26 protein-coding genes and 4 tRNA genes are annotated in these 22719 nt (G+C 71.2%); 20 read left to right on the top strand and 10 right to left on the bottom strand.

The features are described 5' to 3' along the window. The first annotated feature begins 2 nt into the window (after positions 1–2). The 5 genes from ACZ46W_RS29955 (at position 3) to ACZ46W_RS29935 (ending at position 5005) form a co-directional block, all read left to right on the top strand. A complete protein-coding gene (locus ACZ46W_RS29955; protein ID WP_468344044.1) occupies positions 3–1580 on the top strand; it encodes an NADH-quinone oxidoreductase subunit M in 1578 nt (525 codons plus the stop codon). Further along, positions 1577–3100 carry an NADH-quinone oxidoreductase subunit N gene (locus ACZ46W_RS29950; RefSeq protein ID WP_468344041.1) on the top strand — a complete coding sequence of 508 codons (1524 nt, stop codon included), beginning with the start codon at positions 1577–1579 and terminating at the stop codon, positions 3098–3100. Before ACZ46W_RS29955 ends, ACZ46W_RS29950 begins: the two co-directional genes overlap by 4 nt. 50 nt (positions 3101–3150) lie before the next feature. Beyond that, positions 3151–3606: a large conductance mechanosensitive channel protein MscL gene (mscL, locus tag ACZ46W_RS29945; protein WP_468344039.1), complete on the top strand. Its 456-nt coding sequence runs from the start codon at positions 3151–3153 to the stop codon at positions 3604–3606. Positions 3607–3752: 146 nt separating this feature from the next. Continuing rightward, positions 3753–4616, top strand: a complete 864-nt coding sequence (gene htpX, locus ACZ46W_RS29940; RefSeq protein ID WP_468344036.1) for a zinc metalloprotease HtpX — start codon at positions 3753–3755, stop codon at positions 4614–4616. Continuing rightward, positions 4613–5005 (top strand): YccF domain-containing protein, encoded by a 393-nt coding sequence (locus ACZ46W_RS29935; protein ID WP_468344033.1) that lies wholly within the window; start codon positions 4613–4615, stop codon positions 5003–5005. Before htpX ends, ACZ46W_RS29935 begins: the two co-directional genes overlap by 4 nt. Before the next feature lie 170 nt (positions 5006–5175). On the opposite strand, the gene ACZ46W_RS29930 is transcribed toward ACZ46W_RS29935, so the two are convergent. Then, on the bottom strand, positions 5176–6390 hold the full coding sequence (locus tag ACZ46W_RS29930) for an APC family permease (protein WP_468344030.1): 1215 nt from the start codon (positions 6388–6390) through the stop codon (positions 5176–5178). An 86-nt stretch (positions 6391–6476) separates the two neighbouring features. On the opposite strand from ACZ46W_RS29930, the gene ACZ46W_RS29925 reads away from it, so the two are divergent. Beyond that, positions 6477–6746 (top strand): GlsB/YeaQ/YmgE family stress response membrane protein, encoded by a 270-nt coding sequence (locus ACZ46W_RS29925; protein WP_366130382.1) that lies wholly within the window; start codon positions 6477–6479, stop codon positions 6744–6746. Between the two features lie 15 nt (positions 6747–6761). Here ACZ46W_RS29925 and ACZ46W_RS29920 read toward each other — a convergent pair whose 3' ends face one another. From ACZ46W_RS29920 to ACZ46W_RS29910, 3 genes are all read right to left on the bottom strand, one after another. Continuing rightward, on the bottom strand, positions 6762–7487 hold the full coding sequence (locus ACZ46W_RS29920; protein WP_468344026.1) for an alpha-ketoglutarate-dependent dioxygenase AlkB family protein: 726 nt from the start codon (positions 7485–7487) through the stop codon (positions 6762–6764). Positions 7488–7692: 205 nt separating this feature from the next. Next, positions 7693–8190: a methylated-DNA--[protein]-cysteine S-methyltransferase gene (locus tag ACZ46W_RS29915; protein ID WP_468344023.1), complete on the bottom strand. Its 498-nt coding sequence runs from the start codon at positions 8188–8190 to the stop codon at positions 7693–7695. A gap of 194 nt (positions 8191–8384) precedes the next feature. Further along, complete coding sequence (locus ACZ46W_RS29910; RefSeq protein ID WP_468344020.1) at positions 8385–8873, bottom strand: YajQ family cyclic di-GMP-binding protein; 489 nt, start codon at positions 8871–8873, stop codon at positions 8385–8387. 205 nt (positions 8874–9078) lie between these two features. Between ACZ46W_RS29910 and ACZ46W_RS29905 the strand changes: the two genes are divergently transcribed. Further along, positions 9079–9160 (top strand) — tRNA-Tyr (locus ACZ46W_RS29905). 80 nt (positions 9161–9240) lie between these two features. Here ACZ46W_RS29905 and ACZ46W_RS29900 read toward each other — a convergent pair. Genes ACZ46W_RS29900 through ACZ46W_RS29890 form a run of 3 tightly spaced genes read right to left on the bottom strand, consistent with a single transcriptional unit; the run spans position 9241 to position 11676 of the window. Continuing rightward, positions 9241–9753, bottom strand: a complete 513-nt coding sequence (locus tag ACZ46W_RS29900; RefSeq protein ID WP_468344017.1) for a GyrI-like domain-containing protein — start codon at positions 9751–9753, stop codon at positions 9241–9243. Next, a complete protein-coding gene (locus ACZ46W_RS29895) occupies positions 9753–10409 on the bottom strand; it encodes an SDR family oxidoreductase (protein WP_468344015.1) in 657 nt (218 codons plus the stop codon). Before ACZ46W_RS29895 ends, ACZ46W_RS29900 begins: the two co-directional genes overlap by 1 nt. A gap of 34 nt (positions 10410–10443) precedes the next feature. Then, the gene (locus ACZ46W_RS29890; RefSeq protein ID WP_366130387.1) at positions 10444–11676 is read right to left on the bottom strand and encodes an amidohydrolase family protein; all 1233 of its coding nucleotides are present in this window, start codon (positions 11674–11676) and stop codon (positions 10444–10446) included. A 371-nt stretch (positions 11677–12047) separates the two neighbouring features. On the opposite strand from ACZ46W_RS29890, the gene ACZ46W_RS29885 reads away from it, so the two are divergent. The 6 genes from ACZ46W_RS29885 to ACZ46W_RS29860 all read left to right on the top strand — a co-directional run bounded on the left by ACZ46W_RS29885 (position 12048) and on the right by ACZ46W_RS29860 (position 14917). Further along, positions 12048–12120, top strand: a tRNA-Thr gene (locus ACZ46W_RS29885). 47 nt (positions 12121–12167) lie between these two features. Continuing rightward, positions 12168–12240 (top strand) — tRNA-Met (locus tag ACZ46W_RS29880). 93 nt (positions 12241–12333) lie between these two features. Further along, the gene (gene rpmG, locus ACZ46W_RS29875) at positions 12334–12498 is read left to right on the top strand and encodes a 50S ribosomal protein L33 (RefSeq protein ID WP_003948671.1); all 165 of its coding nucleotides are present in this window, start codon (positions 12334–12336) and stop codon (positions 12496–12498) included. 84 nt (positions 12499–12582) lie between these two features. Continuing rightward, a complete protein-coding gene (locus ACZ46W_RS29870) occupies positions 12583–13038 on the top strand; it encodes an FAS1-like dehydratase domain-containing protein (protein ID WP_468344011.1) in 456 nt (151 codons plus the stop codon). Positions 13039–13042: 4 nt separating this feature from the next. Then, on the top strand, positions 13043–13471 hold the full coding sequence (locus tag ACZ46W_RS29865) for a MaoC family dehydratase (RefSeq protein WP_468344008.1): 429 nt from the start codon (positions 13043–13045) through the stop codon (positions 13469–13471). A 387-nt stretch (positions 13472–13858) separates the two neighbouring features. Continuing rightward, entirely contained in the window at positions 13859–14917 is a 1059-nt protein-coding gene (locus tag ACZ46W_RS29860) for a UDP-N-acetylmuramate dehydrogenase (protein WP_468344005.1), read from the top strand. A 16-nt stretch (positions 14918–14933) separates the two neighbouring features. Here the strand turns inward: ACZ46W_RS29860 and ACZ46W_RS29855 are convergent, their stop codons facing one another. Next, positions 14934–15569: an NAD(P)-dependent oxidoreductase gene (locus ACZ46W_RS29855; RefSeq protein ID WP_468344002.1), complete on the bottom strand. Its 636-nt coding sequence runs from the start codon at positions 15567–15569 to the stop codon at positions 14934–14936. 49 nt (positions 15570–15618) lie between these two features. Between ACZ46W_RS29855 and ACZ46W_RS29850 the strand changes: the two genes are divergently transcribed. Next, positions 15619–16230: a TetR/AcrR family transcriptional regulator gene (locus ACZ46W_RS29850; protein WP_468343999.1), complete on the top strand. Its 612-nt coding sequence runs from the start codon at positions 15619–15621 to the stop codon at positions 16228–16230. A gap of 4 nt (positions 16231–16234) precedes the next feature. On the opposite strand, the gene ACZ46W_RS29845 is transcribed toward ACZ46W_RS29850, so the two are convergent. Further along, a complete protein-coding gene (locus ACZ46W_RS29845) occupies positions 16235–17287 on the bottom strand; it encodes an adenosine deaminase (RefSeq protein WP_468343996.1) in 1053 nt (350 codons plus the stop codon). A gap of 123 nt (positions 17288–17410) precedes the next feature. After that, positions 17411–18637, bottom strand: coding sequence for a pyridoxal phosphate-dependent aminotransferase (locus ACZ46W_RS29840; RefSeq protein ID WP_468343993.1), 1227 nt, complete (start codon positions 18635–18637; stop codon positions 17411–17413). 217 nt (positions 18638–18854) lie between these two features. On the opposite strand from ACZ46W_RS29840, the gene ACZ46W_RS29835 reads away from it, so the two are divergent. The 6 genes from ACZ46W_RS29835 to ACZ46W_RS29810 all read left to right on the top strand — a co-directional run bounded on the left by ACZ46W_RS29835 (position 18855) and on the right by ACZ46W_RS29810 (position 22698). Next, a tRNA-Trp gene (locus ACZ46W_RS29835) sits at positions 18855–18927 on the top strand. 102 nt (positions 18928–19029) lie between these two features. Beyond that, a complete protein-coding gene (gene secE / locus ACZ46W_RS29830; RefSeq protein ID WP_126885176.1) occupies positions 19030–19314 on the top strand; it encodes a preprotein translocase subunit SecE in 285 nt (94 codons plus the stop codon). A gap of 77 nt (positions 19315–19391) precedes the next feature. Next, positions 19392–20267, top strand: coding sequence for a transcription termination/antitermination protein NusG (gene nusG, locus ACZ46W_RS29825; protein ID WP_468343989.1), 876 nt, complete (start codon positions 19392–19394; stop codon positions 20265–20267). Between the two features lie 161 nt (positions 20268–20428). Then, positions 20429–20863, top strand: coding sequence for a 50S ribosomal protein L11 (gene rplK, locus ACZ46W_RS29820; RefSeq protein ID WP_064069966.1), 435 nt, complete (start codon positions 20429–20431; stop codon positions 20861–20863). A gap of 79 nt (positions 20864–20942) precedes the next feature. Then, positions 20943–21671 (top strand): 50S ribosomal protein L1, encoded by a 729-nt coding sequence (gene rplA, locus ACZ46W_RS29815; protein ID WP_468343985.1) that lies wholly within the window; start codon positions 20943–20945, stop codon positions 21669–21671. A gap of 148 nt (positions 21672–21819) precedes the next feature. Beyond that, positions 21820–22698 carry an SCO4651 family lipoprotein gene (locus ACZ46W_RS29810; RefSeq protein WP_468343982.1) on the top strand — a complete coding sequence of 293 codons (879 nt, stop codon included), beginning with the start codon at positions 21820–21822 and terminating at the stop codon, positions 22696–22698. Positions 22699–22719 lie beyond the last annotated feature (21 nt).

Below are 22719 nucleotides of genomic sequence, written 5' to 3'. Positions count from 1 at the left end.
CCGTGATCGATATCAGCGAATCCGTGATGCAGTTCCTTCTCGCGTTCATCGTCGTCGGCCCGCTCATCGGTGCCGCGGCCGCCCTCCTCCCGGCCCCGCCCGGGCTGAAGGGGAAGTCCCCCGACCAGGCCGTGCTCCGCCACGGGGTGACCGTCACCGGCGCGATCCTCGCCGCCGCGATCGTCCTGGCGCTCGGCTTCCACCACGACCAGCCGTCGAAGATGCAGGCCACGACGGACATCAGTTGGATCCCCGCACTCGACGTGCGCATCCACCTCGGTGTCGACGGCATCTCCCTCCCCCTCCTGGTCATGACCGCGCTGCTGACCTTCCTGTGCGCGCTCTACAGCTACTTCAAGATGCCCGCGGGCCCGTCCCCCCGGGCGTTCGTCGCGCTGCTGCTCGTCCTCGAGTCCGGCATGCTGGCGACCTTCGCCGTCCTCGACCTGCTGCTGTTCTTCCTGGCCTTCGAGATGGTGCTCATCCCGATGTACTTCCTCATCGCCCGCTGGGGCGGCGAGGGACGCCAGCCGGCCGCCTGGCGGTTCATCCTCTACACGCTGCTCGGTTCGGTCGTCATGCTGCTCGGCCTGCTCCTCGTCGGGCTGAAGGCCGGCACCTTCGACATGGTGGCACTCGCCACTGACAACGGCCGCGACATCACCACATCCGTGCAGGTCATCGCTGTTCTGGCGATCGGGATCGGCCTCGCGGTGAAGACTCCGATGTGGCCGCTGCACAGTTGGCTTCCGGACGCCCACACCGCCGCGCCGACCGTCGGCTCGGTCCTCCTCGCCGGTGTCCTGCTGAAGATGGGTACGTACGGATTCGTCCGGATCGCCCTGCCGATCACCCCTGACGGCATGCACATCCTCGCGCCCTACCTCGCCGCGTTCGCCGCCGCCGGCATCATCTACGGATCGCTCGCCTGCCTCTCCCTCGCCCGCACCGGCGCCAAGGGCGACCTCAAGCGCCTGATCGCGTACTCCTCCGTGGGCCACATGGGCTTCGTCCTCCTCGGCATCGCGACCATGACGCCCACCGGCGTCAACGGCGCACTCTTCGCCAACATCGCCCACGGCCTCATCACCGGCCTGCTGTTCTTCCTGGTCGGTGCCATCAAGGACCGGTACGGCACGGCCGACCTCGACACCCTCTCCGGGGCCACCGGAGCCGCGCTCTACGGCCGCGCGCCCCGCCTCGGTGGCCTCCTCGCGTTCGCCGCCGTCGCCTCGCTCGGACTGCCCGGCCTCGCCGGATTCTGGGGCGAGATGCTCGCGCTGTTCGGCGCGTTCCAGCCCGCCGAGGGCCTCAGCCGCCCCGCGTTCCTCACCTTCATGGCCATCGGCGCGTTCGGCACGCTGCTCACCGCCGCGTACCTCCTGGTCGTCGTCCGGCGCGTCTGCATGGGCGCCCGGCCCGCCGCCGAGCAGCCGCCGCTCGACGACATCCAGACGTACGAATTCGCCGCCTGGTCACCGCTGGTCGTCCTCACCGTCGTCGCCGGCCTCTGGCCCGCGGTCCTCCTCGGCCTGACCGACCCGGCCGTTCAGAAGCTCCTCGCAGGAGGCAAGTCGTGACCCTCGCCGCCACGAGCGCTCCGAACGCTCCGAGCGCGGGCGACCTCGTCCAGTCCGTCGACTGGGCCGCCATCGCGCCGCCGACGATCGCCGCCGTGGTCGGCATGATCGTGCTCGTCGCCGACCTGTTCGTCCCGAAGGAACGCAAGCAGCTCCTCGGCTGGGTCGCCATCGCCGGACTCGTCGCCGCGATCGTCACGCTCCTGCCGCTGCGCAAGGGCGACCGGACCACTTTCTGCCTGACCACCGACGCCGACGCGTGCAGCTACACCGCCGACCACTTCACGCTGGTCATCCAGTTCCTGGTGCTGGGAGGGGCGCTCCTGACGGCCCTGCTGTCGCTCCACGACACCAAGGAGAAGCTCCCGGCGGGGGAGTTCTGGTTCCTGCTGCTCTCCTCGGCCGCCGGTGCCGCTCTGCTGCCCGCCTCCCGGGACCTGGCGACCCTCATCGTGGCCCTGGAGGTCGCCTCGCTGCCCGCCTTCGCGCTCGTCGGCCTCAAGCGCGGTGACCGCATGTCCGGCGAGGCGGCGCTGAAGTTCTTCCTCTCCTCCGTCGCGGCCACCGCCGTGACGCTGCTCGGCGTCAGTTTCGTGTACGCCTCGACCGGCAGCCTCCACCTCACCGAGATCGCCCAGGGCCTGGACGACGTCCCGGCGCAGATGGAGACCCTCGCCAAGGCGGGTGTCGCGCTCACCCTTGTCGGCTTCGCGTTCAAGACCGCCGCCGTGCCGTTCCACTTCTGGGTGCCCGACACCTACGTCGGGGCGCCGCTGCCCGTCGCCGCCTACCTCTCGGTCGTCGGCAAAGCGGTCGGCTTCACCGGCCTGGTCCTGGTGACCGTCATCGCCTTCCCGACGTACGCGGACGTGTGGGGCCCGGCGCTCTCGGTCCTCGCCGCGCTCACCATGACCGTCGGCAACGTGGCCGCCCTCCGGCAGGTCGCCACGCGCGCGTGGAGCGCGGTACGGCTGCTGGCCTGGTCCTCGGTGGCGCAGGCGGGCTACCTGCTGGTGCCGATCGCGGCCGCCGCCTACTCCGGCGACGACCAGATCGGCGCCACCGTCGCGTACGCCCTCATGTACGCCGTCGTGAACCTCGGCGCCTTCGCGGTCGCCGCCCTGGTCGCCCGTACGCACCCGCTGAACCGGATCTCGGACTACCGGGGCCTGTACGCCACCCGGCCCGGCGCCGCGCTCGTCATGGGGTTCTTCCTGCTGTGCCTGGCCGGTCTGCCGCCGGGCATCATCGGCCTCTTCGCCAAGGTCACCGTCTTCTCGGCGGCCGTCGACGCGGGCCTGGGCTGGCTCGCCGTCGTCATGGGCGTCAACGTCGTCATCGCCCTCTACTACTACCTGCAGTGGACGGCGGTGCTGTTCCGCGCGCCCGAGGGCGCCCCCGTGAGGCATGCCGTGCCCGCGCCCGTCACCGTGGCCATCGCCGTGACGGCCGTCGCCGGCGTGGTGCTGTCGGGCTACCCCGAGCTGGTGCTGCGCTTCGCCACGGACAGCCTCTTCTGACTCTTCCGCCCCCCCACACACAGCCCTACGCACTACCTAGGAGCACGGCCGTGCTGAACGGTTTCAAGGACTTCCTCCTCCGTGGAAACGTCATCTCCATGGCGATCGGCCTGGCCGTCGGCGCGGCCTTCACGGCCGTCGTCACCGCGTTCAGCAACGCCTTCATCACCCCGCTCATCGGTCTGGCGACGGGCACCGTCGGAGACTTCAGCCACTCCTACTTCACGATCAGGGACGCCAAGTTCCCCTACGGCCTGTTCATCAGCGCCGCACTGGCATTCGTGATCACCGCGGCCGTGCTCTACTTCTGTGTCGTCCTGCCGATGATGAAGATCCAGACCCGCTTCAAGCGCGACGAGCCCTTCGACATCAAGGCGGCGGTACGCGACTGCCCGCGCTGCTTCACCGAGATCCCCGCCGTCGCCAGCCGCTGCGCCCACTGCACCAGCGAGGTCGAGCCGGTGGCCGAGGCCCTCCAGAAGGCCGGGCTGCCCGCCCCGCGCTGAGTCACCCGGACGGCCCACACACCGCCCCCGGCGCACAAGGGAACCCGCCATGCCCGCCTGGCGTTGACCAGTACGGGAGGGTCCACTGATGAGTGGACCAGCACCAGGCAAAGGGTTCCCCTGCCGCACCATTTGGAGGGCGTACCGTGCACCGCCGGCACAACGGGCTGAAGACCGCCGTACTCCTCGGGGGACTGTCCGCAACCATCATCCTGATCGGCAGCTTCTTCGGCCGTACAGGTCTCGTCGTCGCGCTCCTCGTAGCCCTCGGCACCAACGCGTACGCGTACTGGAACAGCGACAAGCTGGCACTGCGCGCCATGCGGGCCCGCCCGGTGAGCGAATTCCAGGCGCCCCAGCTCTACCGGATGGTCCGGGAGCTCTCCACCCAGGCCCGTCAGCCGATGCCCCGCCTGTACATCTCGCCGACCCAGGCCCCCAATGCCTTCGCGACCGGCCGCAACCCGCGCAACGCGGCGGTCTGCTGCACCGAGGGGATCCTCCAGATCCTCGACGAGCGTGAGCTGCGCGGGGTCATCGGTCACGAGCTGAGCCACGTCTACAACCGGGACATCCTGATCTCGTCGGTCGCCGGAGCCCTCGCCTCGGTGATCATGTTCCTGGTGAACTTCGCCTGGCTGATCCCGGTCGGCCGCTCCGATGACGACGACGGTCCCGGGCTGGTCGGCATGCTGCTGATCATGCTGCTGGGCCCGCTCGCCGCGTCGGTGATCCAGCTCGCCATCAGCCGCTCCCGGGAGTACGAGGCGGACGCCTCCGGCGCCCAGCTCACCGGGGACCCGCTCGCCCTGGCCAGCGCTCTGCGGAAGCTGGAGGCGGGCACCAAGAGGCTCCCGCTGCCGCCGGAGCCCAGGATCGAGACCGCGAGCCACATGATGATCGCGAACCCGTTCCGTCCCGGTCAGGGGTTCGCCAAGATGTTCTCGACACACCCGCCGATGGCGGAACGCATCGCCCGACTCGAACAGATGGCAGGTCGCCGCCCATGAAGGCAATCCTCAACGTCATATGGCTCATCTTCGGCGGCTTCTGGCTGTTCGTCGGCTACATGGTCGCCGGCCTGCTGCTCTGCATCACGGTCATCGGCATCCCCTTCGGCCTGGCCGCCTTCCGCATCGGCCTCTACGCGCTGTGGCCCTTCGGCCAGACCGTCGTGGACCGCCGTGACGCGGGCGCCGCGTCCTGCATCGGCAACGTGCTGTGGCTGGTCCTCGCCGGCTGGTGGCTGGCGCTCTCGCACGTCCTCACCGGCATCGCCCTGTGCGTCACGATCATCGGCATCCCGCTGGGCATCGCGAACTTCAAGCTCCTCCCCGTCTCCCTGCTGCCGCTGGGCAAGGAGATCGTGCCGAGCGACCGCCCCTTCGCCACTCGGTGAGGCAGGGCCCGAGGACCGGCACGCCGCCGACGCGGCCCGGCGAGGGCATCGAGGTCGTCCTCGCGTGATTGTCAGTGGCGTGGTGCACCATGAACACATGACCGAGGACGAGCAGTTGCCGGCCCGGGGCGTGGCCGAGGCGCGCGCCCGAATATGAGGCATGCGGTGCGTCAGTTCCGGCGCACCGCGTACATCACCGCGCCCGCCGCCAGGACCGCCGTGCCCGCCAGGACGGACGACAGGGGCAGGGCGAACGCGAGCGCCAGGCAGCCCGCCAGCCCGGCGGCCGCGAGGACGCGCCCCGAACCGAGCGTCCACGCCGACGCGTTGGCGATCGCGTAGTACACCAGCACCCCGAACGACGAGAAGCCGATCGCCCCGCGCACGTCCGCCGTCGCCGCCACCACCGCGACGACCAGCCCCACCGCGAGTTCCGCGTGGTGCGGCACCTGGAAGCGAGGGTGCACGGCGGCGAGCGTGCGCGGCAGGTGACCGTCGCGCGCCATCGCCAGCGTCGTACGGGACACCCCGAGGATCAGCGCCAGCAGCGAACCCAGCGCGGCCACCGCTGCGCCCACGCTCACCACCGGTACCAGCCAGTCCGCACCCGCCGCCCGCGCCGCGTCCGCGAGCGGCGCCACCGAGTCGCCCAACTCCCGTGCGCCCAGCACCGACAGGACGGAGACCGCCACGCCCACGTACACGACCAGCGCGATCCCCAGCGCCAGCGGGACCGCCCGCGGAATGGTCCGTGCCGGATCACGCACCTCCTCGCCGAGCGTGGCGATCCGTGCGTACCCGGCGAACGCGAAGAACAGCAGGCCCGCCGCCTGGAGCACCCCGCCCGCCGACGCGTCCCCACCCAGCGCCAGCCGCCCGAAGTCCGCCCCACCCGACCCGAGACAGGAGACGACCACCGCCACCAGGACCGCCAGCACAGTCGCCACGATGGCGCGCGTGAGGAGCGCGGACTTCTGAACGCCCCCGTAGTTCACGGCGGTCAGCGCCACGACCGCCGCCACCGCCACCGCGTGTGCCTGCTCCGGCCACACGTACGACCCGACAGCGAGCGCCATCGCCGCGCACGAGGCGGTCTTGCCGACCACGAAGGCCCAGCCCGCGAGGTAACCCCAGAAAGGACCCAGCCGTTCACGCCCGTACACATACGTCCCGCCGGACGCCGGATAGCGGGCGGCCAGCCGCGCCGACGCCATCGCGTTGCAGTACGCGACGGCCCCCGCCAGCGCGAGCCCCAGCAACAAGCCGCTCCCGGCGGCCCCGGCGGCCGGACCGAGCGCCACGAAGATCCCGGCCCCGACCATCGAACCCAGCCCGATGACGACCGCGTCGAAGACGCCCAGCGACCGGCGTAGCTCCTGTGTCATGTGCCGCACCCTACTGACCTCCGCAACCACCCACCGGACCCCCGGCGTCCTCCCGGGCAACACCGCACGAAAGGCAGGTTCACCGCATGGACATCCTGAGTTGGATCATCCTGGGGCTGCTGGCCGGCGTCATAGCCAAGGTGCTGCTGCCCGGCCGTGACCCCGGCGGGCTGATCGGGACGACGCTCATCGGCATCGCGGGCGCCTTCGTCGGCGGCTGGATATCGGCACGCTTCCTGGACCGGCCGATCAGCAACCAGTTCTACGACGGGCCCACCTGGCTCGCGGCCATCGGCGGCTCGCTGGTGCTGCTGATCGCGTACCGCATCCTGTTCGGCCACTCCCGCTCACGCTGACCGCTCACTGACCGTTCACGCTGAGCGCTCGGGCGGCGCGGCGCCGACCGGTGGGCGCTGACGGGGGAGCCCTGTCTCCCGCAGCGTGATGTTCAGCCGGCCCGAGCTCAGCCCCACGGCCGGGTCGGCCGTGCCCGGGCAGACCTTCGGCACCCCGTGGTACGCGAACCGCGACGGGCCGCCGAAGACGAACAGGTCGCCGGACTCCAGCTCCACGTCCGTGTACGGGCGGCCCCGCGTCTCGGTGTTCCCGAACCGGAAGACGCAGCGGTCGCCGATGCTCAGCGACACCACTGGAGCACCGGACCGCTCCTCCTTGTCCTGGTGCATGCCCATCCGGGCACCGGGTCCGTAGAAGTTGATCAGCGCCGTGTCCGGGGCGTAAGCCGTGTCGTCGCCCTGCCCGTACGCGGCGACCAGCGCCGCCCGGCCCAGGTCCGCCAGCCAGCCGGGGAAGGGGGCCACCCTGGCACCGTTCACGTCGCCGGCCGTACGGGTGTACCGGTACGGCTGCCAGTGCCAGCCCAGGCACACCGTCCGCACCGACATCACGCCACCGCCCGGCAGCACCGTGTGGCGCATCGGCACCGGCCCCCGTGCCCACTCCCGGCACGCCGCGACCAGCTCCCGTTGCCGCTCCACCGGCAGCCACCCCGGGACGTGCACCGCGCCGGGGGCGATCTCCGCCCGCTCGCGCTCCAGCGCGAACAGCCCATCCCCGCCGGTCACCCCGCCGGTCACCCCACCCGTCACCTTGCCGATCACCCCGCCGTCGCCTCGCCGGTCACCCCGCCGTCGCCCCGCCGGTCACCCCACCCGTCCCCCCGCCGTCGCCCCGCCCGTCACGCCGGTCACCTCGCCGATCACCCCGCCGTCGCCCCGCCGGTCGCCCCGCCCGTCACCCCACCCGTCATCCTGCCGGTCACCCCGCCGGTCACCCCACCCGTCACCGTACGAGCGCGCCTTCCAGCCCGAGCAGGCGCTCCTTGCGCTCCAGTCCGCCCGCGTATCCCCGCAGCGCACCGTCGGCTCCGATCACCCGGTGGCAGGGGCGCACCACCAGCAGCGGGTTGCGCCCGATGGCGGTTCCCACCGCGCGTACCCCGGCACCCGGGGAGCCGACCCGTGCGGCGATCTGCCCGTACGTCACGGTCGTGCCGTACGGGATGTCCTCCAGCGCCCGCCACACCCGCCGCTGGAAGTCGGTGCCGCCGTCGGCGTACGCGATGTCGAAGCGCGTCAAACGGCCCGCGAAGTAGGCCCGCAACTGTGCCGCGATGCCCTCGAACGCCTCCGGGGCGTGCCGCCACCCGTCCTGGACGACCACCCCGCCCTTCTGGCCCGGCAGGGAGAGCGAGGCGAGTGCGGTGCGGCCGTCCGCGGACTCCTCGCCGACCAGCAGCATCTCGCCCAGCGGGCCGTCGACGTGCGCGTACACCGTCATGATCCGTTCCCTTCCTCGGTCCCCACCAGTCTGTGGCCGCCCGGCCCCCGGGGCTGGCGGTTTTCGGACACGACGGTCGCCGGCAGGGCCCGGCGCGCGGGTACAGGGCGGGGGCGGACCGGCCAAGCCGTGTCCGCCCCCGATTCGCCCGGTGCGCCGGCTGCTGCCGGTGCGCGGCCTACCGGCCCACCGGTCTACCGGTAGTTCACGAACTGAAGGGCGAAGTCGAAGTCCTGCCCCTTCAGCAGCGCGATCACGGCCTGGAGGTCGTCGCGGCTCTTCGAGCTGACCCGCAGCTCGTCGCCCTGCACCTGCGCCTTGACGCCCTTGGGGCCCTGGTCGCGGATGATCTTCGCCACCTTCTTGGCGTTCTCCTGGGAGATGCCCTCCTCGATGGAGGCGAAGATCTTGTACTCCTTGCCGGAGAGCTGCGGCTCACCGGCGTCCAGCGCCTTCAGCGAGATGCCGCGCTTGATCAGCTTGGACTGGAACACGTCGAGGATGGCGTTGACCCGCTCCTCGGAGTTCGCCTGCATCAGGATCTTCTCGCCGGACCAGGCGATGGAGGCCCCGACGTTCTTGAAGTCGTAGCGCTGCGAGATCTCCTTCGCCGCCTGGTTGAGGGCGTTGTCGACCTCCTGCCGCTCGACCTTCGAGACGATGTCGAAACTGGAGTCGGCCATGTCCTGTGGCTCCTTGGGTCGCGTGCGTAGAGGTTGCCTAGAGGTACGGCCGGGCTCCCCCGGCCGCCACGGCAAAGCCTAGCCATCCCACTCGCCACGAGTGCTGATCAATCCGGTGGCGAAGCACCCCCGGACATCAGGTATCGTTTACGTCGTTGCCGGGGAGCACCGCCGAAAAGCGGTCACCCTCTCGGCGACATCCCATGGCGGTGTGCCCGAGTGGCCAATGGGAGCGGACTGTAAATCCGTCGGCTTAGCCTACCCAGGTTCGAATCCTGGCGCCGCCACGCGATGAACGGCCCCTGATCTGCGGAAACGCGGATCAGGGGCCGTTTTCGTACGAGGGTCGAGCTCAGGGGCGGCGGGCTCAGTCGGCCAGGCGGAAGGCCAGTTCCGTCTCCCACCGGGACGGGTCCGGCTCCACGCGGGGGTCGGTGCGGTACGACTCGATGCGGCAGCCCCACCGCTCGACGCCGTCCACCTCCCGCATGTCCCACTCCAGGCCCCGGTCGTCCGCCCACTGCCGCAGTTCGGCCGCCGCCGCGAGCAGCCGGTCCGGGTGGCCGACATGGGTGAGCGTGGCGTAGCGGCCGGCCGGCAGCAGCGCCACGCCGATGTCGCCCTCCGGCTCAGGGAGGGACGGGGGCGGCGAGGCGATCGGAACGCCCGCCTCCACCTCCGACTCGCCCTTCATGTCCACGGTGTTGAACCGGAAGAACGGCGCGTCCGCGACCTCGATGCCCCGCGCCGCCAGCCACCCCACCAGCTCGGGCAGCCGGTCGGCGATCTCCGCGAAACGGTCCATCGTCACGGAGCGGCGCATGAAGACGTACGGCCGCTCCGGGCGTTCCACCACGACCGGTTCGGGGAAGGAGCGCATCACTCGCCCGCCACGGCCTTCACCGCGACCGCCACCGGCACGGAGCCGCTGATCAGCTCCAGCGTCAGCCCCGCCGTCGCCGGCGTCTCCACCAACTCGGCGAGCACCGCCGCCACGTCGTCGCGCGGCACCGGCCCGCGCCCGGTCGACACCTCCAGCCGTACGAGCCCGGTCCCGGCGTCGTTCGTCAGCATGCCGGGCTTGAGGATCGTCCAGTCCAGGCCGGGCTTGGCCCGTACGTAGTCGTCCGCGGCACCCTTCGCCCGCAGGTACGCGTCGAACACCTCGTCCCCCGGGCGGTCCGGATCGGCGCCCATCGACGACACGACGATGTAGCGCCGCACACCCGCCCGCTCCGCCGCGTCCGCGCACAGCACCGCCGCGCCACGGTCCACCGTGGCCTTGCGCTCGGCGCCGCTGCCCGGGCCCGCGCCCGCCGCGAAGACCACCACGTCCGCCCCCGTCAGCGCGGCCGCCACCATCTCCACGGACGCCGACTCCAGGTCCATCACGACCGGTTCGGCACCCGCTTCGCGCAGCGCGTCCGCCTGTTCCGGATTGCGGATGACGCCCGCGACCTCGTGCCCTCCCGCCGAGAGCAGCCGCTCCAGCCGCAGGGCGATCTGACCGTGTCCTCCAGCGATGACAATGCGCATGCTCTCGACCGTACGACCCAAACGGCGAAAGCGCTCACGGACGCGCGTCCGGCCGCCCCTGGCGCGGCAGTTCGAGCGCCGCCGCCGAGTCGCAGTACTCCCGCACCGCGCTCGTCCGCGCCACCACCCGACCGCGGTGCACCACGATTCTGCTGTACGCCAGTGACAGCACGCCCGACAGCCGCTCCCCGCGCACCGCCAGCAGCTCCGCCGGGAACCCCGCCTCCACCCGCACGGCGGGTAGCCCCATCGCCTCCCGCGCCGCCCCGCTCACCGCCCCGTACGCCTCCACCGGCCGCAGCCCGCCCTGGGAGGCCAGCAGGTACGCCGCCTCCAGCGGATCGCCCCGCCCCACCGGGTTGGCCACGTCGCGCAGCGCCCCGCTCCCGGCCGCGACCCGCACCCCCGCCGCCCGCAGCAGCCGCACGGGCGCGACGTCCCGTACCTCCGTGCCGCCGCAACTGCCCTGCGGCAGGCACACGACCGTCACCCCGGCCGCGGCGAGCTGGTCGGCCGCCCGCCCCGCCACGTCCTCCGGGAGCCGCCCCAGCGCCCCGCACGGTCCGATGGTGACCCCGGGCCGCAGCCCGCCCGCCATGGCCGCCAGCCGGGCGAGCCGCGCCGGGTCGTCACCGTCGGTGTGCAGGTCCACCGGGCAGCCGTGTTCGGCGGCCACCTCCAGCACGGCCTCCGCGTACCCGGCCGGGTCCGGGTCCAGGTCCGGGCAGCCGCCCACCACACCGGCGCCCATCTTGACCGCGTCGCGCAGCATCGCGAGGCCGTCCGCGCCGGCCACGCCGGTCAGGAGGCGCGGCACGGCGACCGTCGTCAGGTCGGCCAGCCCGCGCAGCGAGCGCCGGGCCTGGAGGACCGCCTCCAGGGGGCCCAGTCCCTGGACGTCGCCGATGCGGACGTGGGCGCGCAGCGCGGTGGCGCCGTGCCCGAGCTGGAGCAGGGCGGCCTCGGTGGCGCGGCGCTGGACCTCCTCGGTGGCGTACGAGACCGGGCCGGGGCAGTCGGAGCTGAGCGCGGTGTCGGCGTGGCCGTGCGGTTCGGCGGGGGCGGGCAGCAGCAGGTAGCCGGCGAGGTCGACGCGGGCGCCGTGGGTGGGCAGGCTGCCCGCGGTGCCCACGGCTTCGATGCGCCCGCCGCTGAGCCGTACGTCGACGGTCCGGCCGTCGGTGAGGCGGGCGCCGCACAGCAGCAGCGTCGTGGTGTCGGCGGTGGCGCCCTCGGGTGGCTGTGGCTGCTGGCTGTCGGAGGACATCGGGCTCCTGGCGGCTCGGGGGCTCGGTGGCTCGGGGCGTGATCCGTGGCGGGGGTCGTCGTGCGTACGGGCGGCCCGTACGTACGGGCGGGCCGTGCGTGGGGCTGCCGTGCGTCGGCGGCCGTGCGTGGGGCTGCCGTGGGTACGGACGTACGGGCAAGATCACGCAGCGTGAGGCGAGCCTAGGGGCCGTCCGACCGGCCTTCGAGGAGGTGCGCAATAGTCGTACTGGCGTGGGACACGAGTGGCCTACGGGGCGCGGGAGTCGGTGCCGGATCAGGGGTCCGGGGAGTGGCCGGCCGGTGGCGGGGTAGCCGCCGGGAATCGGATTTGGGCGAACGGCGGCCGACCGTGTAATGTCTTCATCGCTCGCCCCAATAGCTCAGTCGGCAGAGCGTCTCCATGGTAAGGAGAAGGTCTACGGTTCGATTCCGTATTGGGGCTCTGATGTTCGGTGATCCTCGCCTTCGGGCGAGGGGATCCAGCATCGCAGCGGTGTAGCTCAGTCGGTAGAGCAAGCGGCTCATAATCGCTGTGTCACCGGTTCAAGTCCGGTCACCGCTACTTACTGACAGTAGCCGATTGCAGGGTCGGTCCTTCGATCGGCTACTCTTTCTTGCGTTCATCCGTCCATCCGTCCGTCATAGGAGCACTCACGTGGCTGCCACCGACGTCCGCCCGAAGATCACGCTGGCCTGCGTGGAGTGCAAGGAGCGGAACTACATCACCAAGAAGAACCGGCGTAACAACCCGGACCGTCTTGAGATGAAGAAGCACTGCCCGCGCTGCAACGCGCACACTGCGCACCGCGAAACGCGCTGAATCAGGCTCGTACACGAGGCCGTCCCCTGTCGGGGGCGGCCTCGTGTCGTTTGTTCGACGACAGACCCAGGAGGTAGCGAGTTCATGGCGCTCGATCAGTCCTTCGTGGGGCGGACCTATCCGCCCACCGCGCCGTACGAGGTCGGCCGGGAAAAGATCCGCGAATTCGCCGAGGCGGTCGGGGACGCGAATCCGGCCTACACCGACACGGAGGCCGCCAAGGCGCTCGGCCACTCGGATGTGATCGCGCCGCCGACCTTTGTGTTCGCCATCACGTTCAAGGCCGCGGGTGACGTGATCGCCGACCCGCAGCTCGGGCTGGACTACAGCCGCGTGGTGCACGGTGACCAGAAATTCGCGTACACCCGGCCGGTACGGGCGGGGGACCGGCTGACGGTCACCTCGACCATCGAGGCGATCAAGTCGCTCGCTGGGAACGACATTCTCGATATCCGCGGTGAGGTCCACGACGAGGCCGGTGAGCACGTGGTGACCGCGTGGACGAAGCTCGTGGCCCGTGCGGCGGCAGAGGAGGCGTGAGGCGATGACCGCGAAGATCGCATTCGACGAGGTCGAGGTCGGCACCGAGCTGCCGGCACAGAGCTTTCCCGTGACGCGCGCCACGCTGGTGCGGTACGCGGGCGCCTCGGGGGACTTCAACCCGATCCACTGGAACGAGAAGTTCGCCAAGGAGGTCGGACTGCCCGACGTCATCGCGCACGGCATGTTCACGATGGCCGAGGCGATCCGCGTGGTGACCGACTGGGCCGGCGACCCCGGCGCGGTCGTGGAGTACGGGGTGCGGTTCACCAAGCCGGTCGTCGTGCCGAACGACGAGGCGGGCGCCCTGATCGAGGTCAGCGGCAAGGTCGCCGCGAAGCTGGACGACAACCGCGTACGCGTGGACCTGACCGCCATGAGCGGTGGCCAGAAGGTCCTGGGCATGTCCCGCGCCGTGGTGCGGCTCGCGTAACGGCGCGCAGGCTCGCGTAACGGCGCGCAGCGCCGACGGGGCGCCGTGGGGGTCGGGACCATCCGCCCGCGCGGCGCCCCCGCGAGCGCCGCACGGGCCTCGGCGGGCGCCCCTGCGGCCGGGCCGGGTTCGCGGGAGGGGCCGCGCCCCGCAGGAAGGCCACCTGGGCGGCGGGCGGCGGGCCGCGCCGGGCACTGCGGCCTGCGCCGCGGACATGTCCCCCACGCGGGCGCCCCGCGACGTCCGCCCCCACCCCTGATCCGCCCCCACTCCCGTGACCTTCGCCACGCGGCCGACGTCCGCCACCTCGCCCGCCGTGGCCCGGGCCGTGGCCCGCGCGTTCCGGTCCTGGCGGGGGTGTCGGAGGGGCACCGTAGTCTTGGGCGCGTGCAGGAAATCCATGACGCTCCCCTCGCCCCGCTGACCACCTTCCGGCTCGGTGGCCCCGCCACCCGGCTCGTCACGGCCACGACCGACGACGAGGTCGTGGCCGCCGTGCGGGAGGCGGACGAGACCGGGACGCCGCTGCTGGTCATCGGTGGCGGGTCCAACCTGGTGATCGGGGACAAGGGCTTCGACGGCACCGCCCTGCGCATCGCCACCCGGGGCTTTGCCCTGGAGGGCACCCGGCTGGAGCTCGCGGCGGGCGAGGTGTGGACGGACGCCGTGGCCCGCACGGTCGAGGCGGGCCTCGCGGGCATCGAGTGCCTGGCCGGTATCCCCGGCTCGGCGGGCGCCACGCCCATCCAGAACGTGGGGGCGTACGGCCAGGAGGTCTCGGCCACCATCACGGAGGTCGTGGCGTACGACCGCCGCGCGGGCGAGACGGTGACGATCCCGAACGCCGAGTGCGACTTCTCGTACCGCCACAGCCGCTTCAAGGCCGACCCCGACCGGTTCGTCGTGCTGCGCGTCCGCTTCGAGCTGGAGGACGCGGGGGGCCTGAGCGCGCCCATCAGGTACGCCGAGACGGCCCGCGTGCTCGGCGTCGAGCCCGGCGACCGCGTTCCGGCCGCCACCGCGCGCGAGACGGTGCTGAAGCTGCGGGCGGGCAAGGGCATGGTCCTGGACCCGGAGGACCACGACACCTGGTCGGCCGGCTCGTTCTTCACCAACCCGATCCTGGAGCGGGAGCAGTACGAGGAGTTCCTCGGCCGCGTCCGTGACCGCCTCGGGCCGGACGTCACCCCGCCCGCCTTCCCGGCCGGCGACGACGGCCGGGTGAAGACCTCGGCGGCCTGGCTGATCGACAAGGCGGGCTTCACCAAGGGGTACGGCACCGGGCCCGCCCGTATCTCCACCAAGCACACCCTCGCCCTCACCAACCGGGGCGAGGCCACCACCGAGGACCTGCTGGCCCTGGCCCGCGAGGTCGTCGCGGGCGTCCAGGACGCCTTCGGCGTCACGCTGGTCAACGAGCCCGTGACGGTCGGCGTCAGCCTCTGACCACCGGCGCGGGCGGTCAGTACGCGACCGCCACCGGCTGCTTCACGGTCGCCGGGTCGTCGATCATCGCCAGCATCGCGTGCGCCACGTCGGCCCGCGCGATCCTGGCGCCGCCCCGCAGACCGGTGCCGACCGCCGTGCGGTACCGGCCGGTCAGCGGTGCGTCGAGGAGCTGCGGCGGCCGCACCGACGTCCAGTCCGTCGCGCTGCGGCGCATCTCGTCCTCCATGACCCGCAGGTCGTCGTAGTGGGCCCGCAGCACGCGCGAGACGATCGGGGTGGCGATGCGCAGGAAGAGCGTCTCGTCCGCCGGTACGGGGCCGAGCGGCGCCGCGCTCACCGCGAGGAACCGCCGCGTGCCCTCCGCCTCCAGCGCCCTCAGGACCGGGCGCGTCAGGGCCGAGGCGATACCGACGTGCTTACGGGTACGCGGGCCCAGCCCGGACAGCACCGCGTCCCGCCCCGCGACCGCCGGCCGCAGTGACTCCGGGTCCTCGAACCGGGCGGCGGCGACCACCTTCAGGCGCTCGCCCGTCACCGCGAGCCGCGCCGGGTCGCGCACCACCGCCGTGACGTGGTGACCCGCCGCCAGGCCCTGCCTGACGATCTCCTGCCCGATGCCCCCGGTCGCCCCGAACACGGTCAGCTCCATAACGCCCCTCCAAGGTGGGTGAGTGCTCACTCACCACTAGGGTGGGTGGGTGACCACTCACCCGTCAAGCGCCAAACCCGCCCGGGAACGCATCCTCGACGCCGCCCACGAGCTGTGGCTCAGCGTCGGCCTGGCCCGTACCACCACCAAGGAGATCGCCAAGGCGGCCCAGTGCTCCGAGGCGGCGCTGTACAAGTACTACGGCAGCAAGGAAGAGCTGTTCATCGGCGTCCTCCGCGAGCGCCTGCCCCGCCTCGCGCCGCTGCTGCACAGCCTCACCACCGACCCCGGCGAGCACACCGTCGAGGAGAACCTCACCGAGATCGCCCGCCGGGCCGCGCACTTCTACGCCGAGAGCTTCCCGATCGCCGCATCCCTCTACGCCGAGACCCGGCTCAAGGCCCGCCACGACGCCGCCATGCGCGACCTCGGCACCGGACCGCACATGCCCATCGAGGCCCTGGACGCCTACCTGCGGGCCGAACGCGACGCCGGCCGCATCCGCGCCGACGCCGACACCTTCGCGGCGGCCTCCCTGCTCCTCGGCGCCTGCGCGCAGCGCGCCTTCGCGTACGACGCGGTGGTCGGCAAGAAGCCCCCGCAGGACGTGGACGCCTTCGCCGCGGCCCTCGCCCGCACGCTGCTCGCCGGGATCGCCTGAAGTCCTATCCGGCGAGCCAGTCGTCGACGCCCGCCAGCAGCTTCGCCCTGACGTCCTCGGGGGCCGCCGAGCCGCGCACCGACTGGCGGGCCAGTTCCGCCAGCTCCTCGTCGGTGAAACCGTGGTGCACGCGCGCGATCTCGTACTGCGCCGCCAGCCGCGAGCCGAACAGCAGCGGGTCGTCCGCGCCGAGCGCCATCGGCACCCCGGCCTCGTACAGCGTCCGCAGCGGCACGTCCTCGGGCTTCTCGTACACGCCCAGCGCCACGTTCGACGCGGGGCACACCTCGCACGTCACGCCCTTCTCGGCCAGCCGTCGCAGCAGCCGCGGGTCCTCCGCCGCCCGCACCCCGTGCCCGATGCGCGCCGCCCGCAGGTCGTCCAGGCAGTCCCGTACGGAGGCGGGGCCGGTCAGCTCGCCCCCGTGCGGCGCCGCCAGCAGCCCGCCCTCCCGCGCGATCGCGAACGCCCGGTCGAAGTCGCGTGCCATGCCGCGCCGCTCGTCGTTCGACAGCCCGAAGCCGACCACGCCCCGGTCCGCGTACCGGACCGCGAGCCGGGCGAGCGTACGGGCGTCCAGGGGGTGCTTCATGCGGTTCGCCGCCACCAGCACCCGCATCCCGAGCCCGGTCTCCCGCGAGGCGCTCTCCACCGCGTCCAGGATGATCTCCAGCGCCGGGATCAGCCCTCCCAGCCGGGGCGCGTACGACGTCGGGTCGACCTGGATCTCCAGCCACCCCGACCCGTCGCGCACGTCCTCCTCGGCCGTCTCGCGCACCAGCCGCTGGATGTCCTCCGGCGCGCGCAGACAGGACCGGGCGATGTCGTACAGCCGCTGGAAGCGGAACCAGCCCCGCTCGTCGGTCGCCCGCAGCTTCGGAGGCTCACCCCCGGTCAGCGCCTCGGGCAGATGGACGCCGTACTTGTCGGCGAGCTCCAGCAAGGTCGCGGGCCGCATCGACCCGGTGAAGTGCAGGTGCAGATGGGCCTTGGGCAGCAGCCGCAGATCTCGTACGTTCGGGGGGCTCGGGGGGTGTCCCCCTGAAAAGTGCAGCATCCCGGGATCTTGCCAAAACCCCCGGCCGGGCGGCAGCCCCTTTCACCGATCGGGTGTTTGCGGGAACGGAAAAGCGGGCCCCGCCGGGGCCCGCTCCTCACCTACGGAAATCCGTATGTGGTGTCAGTCGCGCGCTTCCGCCAGCAGCTTCTGCATCCGCGACACGCCCTCGACCAGGTCCTCGTCGCCCAGGGCGTACGACAGCCGCAGGTAGCCCGGCGTACCGAACGCCTCGCCCGGGACGACCGCCACCTCGGCCTCGTCCAGGATCAGCGCCGCCAGCTCCACGGAGGTCTGCGGGCGCTTGCCGCGGATCTCCTTGCCCAGCAGGCCCTTCACCGAGGGGTACGCGTAGAAGGCGCCCTCGGGCGTCGGGCAGTACACGCCCTCGATCTCGTTGAGCATCCGCACGATCGTCTGACGGCGGCGGTCGAAGGCGCCGCGCATCTCCGCGACCGCGTCCAGGCTGCCGGAGACGGCGGCCAGCGCGGCGACCTGTGCGACGTTCGACACGTTCGACGTGGCGTGCGACTGGAGGTTGGTCGCGGCCTTCACCACGTCCTTGGGGCCGACGATCCACCCCACGCGCCAGCCGGTCATGGCGTACGTCTTGGCCACGCCGTTGACGACGATGCACTTGTCGCGCAGCTCGGGCACGATCGCCGGGAGCGAGGTGAACTTCGCGTCGCCGTAGACGAGGTGCTCGTAGATCTCGTCCGTCAGCACCCACAGGCCGTGCTCGACGGCCCAGCGGCCGATCGCCTCGGCGTCGGCCTCGCTGTAGACGGCGCCGGTCGGGTTGGACGGGGAGACGAAGAGGACCACCTTGGTCCGCTCAGTGCGGGCCGCCTCGAGCTGCTCGACGGAGACCCGGTAGCCGGTGGTCTCGTCGGCGACGACCTCCACCGGCACACCGCCGGCGAGCCGGATCGACTCCGGGTACGTCGTCCAGTACGGAGCCGGGACGATGACCTCGTCGCCCGGGTCCAGGATCGCGGCGAACGCCTCGTAGATCGCCTGCTTGCCGCCGTTGGTCACCAGGACCTGGGAGGCGTCGACCTCGTAACCGGAGTCCCGCAGCGTCTTCGCGGCGATGGCGGCCTTCAGCTCGGGCAGGCCGCCGGCCGGCGTGTAGCGGTGGTACTTCGGGTTGCGGCAGGCCTCGATCGCGGCCTCGACGATGTAGTCGGGAGTCGGGAAGTCCGGCTCACCCGCGCCGAAGCCGATCACCGGACGCCCGGCGGCCTTGAGGGCCTTGGCCTTGGCGTCGACGGCGAGGGTCGCGGACTCGGAGATCGCGCCGATTCGGGCGGAGACCCGGCGCTCGGTGGGAGGGGTTGCAGCGCTCATGCGGCCCATCGTCCCAGACCCCGAAAGGGCGCGGCACACAGGTTTCGCTGTACGGACAGCGGGGCGGAGGGCGGACGGACGGCGGACGGACGGCGGGGTGCGCGGGCCGTGTCAGGAGCTATCTGTTCGACGCGGGGCCGCTGACCACGTACACTCTCTGCTCGTTGGCCCTCACCGACCACCATCATGGATGCGGTAGGTTGGGGGAGAACCACAAAGGGTCGTAGCTCAATTGGTAGAGCACCGGTCTCCAAAACCGGCGGTTGGGGGTTCAAGTCCCTCCGGCCCTGCTACACACACCGCCAGGTTGTGTGCGCAGGTATGTACTTCATTGCACCGCCGTGCGGCTCCACCCGGGCGCGGCACGGCCGACCCGGAATCAGGTGAGAGACGTGACGGACGCCGTAGGCTCCATCGACATGCCTGATGCCGAGGACGCGCAGGAGTCGAAGAAGAAGGGCCGTAAGGGCGGCAAGCGCGGAAAGAAGGGCCCGCTGGGCCGTCTCGCGCTCTTCTACCGTCAGATCGTCGCCGAGCTGCGCAAGGTCGTCTGGCCGACGCGCAGCCAGCTCACGACGTACACGACGGTCGTTATCGTCTTCGTCGTCATCATGATCGGTCTGGTGACCGTGATTGATCTCGGCTTCCAGGAAGCAGTCAAGTACGTCTTCGGCTGATTCCCGCGGAGGGCGCCCACCCCGGCGCCCCTTTTCGCATGTTCCACCCCATCTGTATCCAGGAAGAAGCAGCCACCGTGTCTGACCCGAACCTGAACGAGTCCGCCCAGGACGAGCTCGACGTCGTCGAGGCGGCCGACGAGGACCAGGCGGAAGCTGCGGACGCCGCTGTCGGCGAGGCCGCCGAAGAGGACGCGCTCCACGTCGAGGACGAGGCCGCGGACGACGAGGCCGTAGAGGCCGGGGCCGACGAGACCGCCGAGGTCGAGGGCGCCGACGAGGAGACCGCCGAGGCCGCCGACGAGGCCGAGGCCGAGGAGGAGCCCGAGGCTCCGGTCGACCCGATCGCCGCGCTCCGCGACGAGCTGCGCGGTCTGCCCGGCGAGTGGTACGTCATCCACACCTACGCGGGCTACGAGAAGCGCGTGAAGGCCAACCTGGAGCAGCGTGCCGTCTCGCTGAACGTCGAGGACTTCATCTACCAGGCCGAGGTGCCCGAGGAAGAGATCGTCCAGATCAAGAACGGCGAGCGCAAGAACGTCCGGCAGAACAAGCTGCCCGGTTACGTTCTGGTCCGCATGGATCTGACGAACGAGTCCTGGGGCGTCGTCCGCAACACCCCCGGCGTCACCGGCTTCGTGGGCAACGCCTACGACCCGTACCCGCTGACCCTGGACGAGATCGTCAAGATGCTCGCCCCGGAGGCCGAGGAGAAGGCCGCCCGCGAGGCCGCCGAGGCCGAGGGCAAGCCGGCTCCGGCCCGCAAGGTCGAGGTCCAGGTGCTGGACTTCGAGGTCGGCGACTCGGTCACCGTCACCGACGGTCCGTTCGCCACGCTCCAGGCCACGATCAACGAGATCAACGCCGACTCGAAGAAGGTCAAGGGCCTCGTCGAGATCTTCGGCCGCGAGACCCCGGTCGAGCTGAGCTTCGACCAGATCCAGAAGAACTGATCGCATACACGCTTCCGAACAGGTCAGACCGGGTTTCGCGCCCGTTCTGACCTGCTCGGTTTTTGGCCGCGCGGCTATACCCGTTATCGTTGTGCGGTATGCCTCCATCCGGATGATGTCGGATGGCGGCTGAAAACTCTCACTAGGACCCGGAGAGAGCAATGCCTCCCAAGAAGAAGAAGGTCACGGGGCTTATCAAGCTCCAGATCCAGGCCGGTGCGGCCAACCCGGCTCCGCCGGTCGGCCCCGCCCTGGGTCAGCACGGCGTCAACATCATGGAGTTCTGCAAGGCCTACAACGCCGCGACCGAGTCGCAGCGTGGCATGGTCGTGCCGGTGGAGATCACGGTCTACGAGGACCGTTCCTTCACCTTCATCACCAAGACTCCGCCGGCCGCCAAGCTGATCCTCAAGGCCGCGGGTGTGGACAAGGGCTCCGGCGAGCCGCACAAGACCAAGGTCGCCAAGCTCACGAGCGCCCAGGTCCGCGAGATCGCCTCGGTCAAGCTGCCCGACCTGAACGCCAACGACCTGGACGCCGCCGAAAAGATCATCGCCGGCACCGCCCGCTCCATGGGCATCACGGTCGAGGGCTGAGCAGCCCCGTCTGACCTGTGGGAGGGCCACGCGCTGGCCCGGACCACAACTCCACACCTGAACCACACCAGGAGAAGCAGTGAAGCGCAGCAAGGCACTCCGCGGCGCGGACGCCAAGGTCGACCGGGAGCGTAACTACGCCCCCCTCGAGGCCGTCCGTCTCGCCAAGGACACCGCCACCACCAAGTTCGACGGCACCGTCGAGGTCGCCTTCCGCCTGGGCGTTGACCCGCGCAAGGCCGACCAGATGGTCCGTGGCACCGTGAACCTTCCGCACGGCACCGGTAAGACCGCCCGGGTCCTGGTCTTCGCGACCGGTGACCGTGCTGCGGCCGCGGAAGCCGCGGGCGCCGACATCGTCGGCTCCGACGAACTGATCGACGAGATCTCCAAGGGCAACCGCCTGAACGAGTTCGACGCGGTCGTCGCCACCCCGGACCTCATGGGCAAGGTCGGCCGCCTCGGCCGCGTCCTCGGCCCGCGTGGTCTGATGCCGAACCCGAAGACCGGCACCGTCACCATGGATGTCGCCAAGGCTGTCAACGACATCAAGGGCGGCAAGATCGAGTTCCGCGTCGACAAGCACTCGAACCTCCACTTCATCATCGGCAAGGTTTCCTTCGACGAGACGAAGCTGGTCGAGAACTACGCGGCGGCGCTGGAGGAGATCCTCCGTCTGAAGCCGTCCGCCGCGAAGGGCCGCTACATCAAGAAGGCGACCCTCACCACCACGATGGGCCCCGGCATCCCGCTGGACCCGAACCGCACCCGCAACCTCCTCGTCGAGGAGGACCCGGCCGCCGTCTGATCCTGACGGCAGTCGCGGTCGCGTAGCGCGTACTGAAGCGGCCCCCGCAGCTCTCCGGAGCAGCGGGGGCCGTTTTTTCGCGTGCCCGGCCCGTTACTCGCCAGTAGGGTTCAGGGGAATTGGATCATGTGTTCTTTCTGGGGGGAATGTGAAGGCGAAGTACCGCGGCGCCGCCGGGGCCGTCCTGGCCGGTGCCCTGCTGTGCGGAACGACCGCGTGCCAGAGCGACGGGGGCGGCGACGGGCGGCCGGAGGCCCGTAGCACCCCTTCCCGGTCCGCCACCGCTGACGTGGGGCCGGACCACGCGGCGCAGACGGCCGTCAACAAGGCCGTGGAGCGCAGCGAGGAGATCAACTCCGTCACGTACCGCATGACGGGGGAGATGCCCGGCCGGCAGCGCATCGAGATGGACGCGAAGTTCAGCAAGAAGCCGCTCGCCATGTCGATGACCCAGCGCTTCTCGGACCAGCCGGGCCAGGGGATGGAGATGCGCCTCACCGGCGGCGTCATGTACATGGGCGGCCCGCTCGCCGAAGCGGCCGGCAAGGGCAAGAAGTGGTTCAAGCTCGACATGTCGAAGCTCACCGAGAAGGGTGGCGGCTTCGAGGGCCTGTCCGGCCAGGGCGGCGACAGCGATCCGTCGGCCCAGATCAACTTCCTGAGCGGCTCCAAGGACCTGAAGCGGGTCGGTGAGGAGACGGTCGACGGCAAGCGGACCGCGCACTACGCCGGCACGGTCACGCTGGGGCAGATGCGCGACAGCCTCAAGGGCAAGGACCCGGCGGTCAAGGCGCGCAAGCAGAAGAGCCTGGAGCGCTTCGAGAAGCTCGGCATCGACCGGATGACCATGGACATCTGGATCGGCGAGGACGACCGCACGACCCAGTTCCGGGTCCGGGCCGGCACCGACTCCGGGAAGATGGACATGCTGACCAAGTTCCTGGAGGTCAACAAGGCCGTCACGGTCGAGGCGCCGCCCGCCGCCGACGTGTACGACCCGGCGACGGAGGCCGGCCGGGGCGCCTGAGGCCCCCCGCTTGGTCCCGAT

The sequence above is a fragment of the Streptomyces sp. NPDC031064 genome (assembly GCF_055570965.1).
The sequence above is the reverse complement of the archived record's forward strand: the minus strand, read 5'-3'. Positions and strand labels throughout refer to the sequence as shown.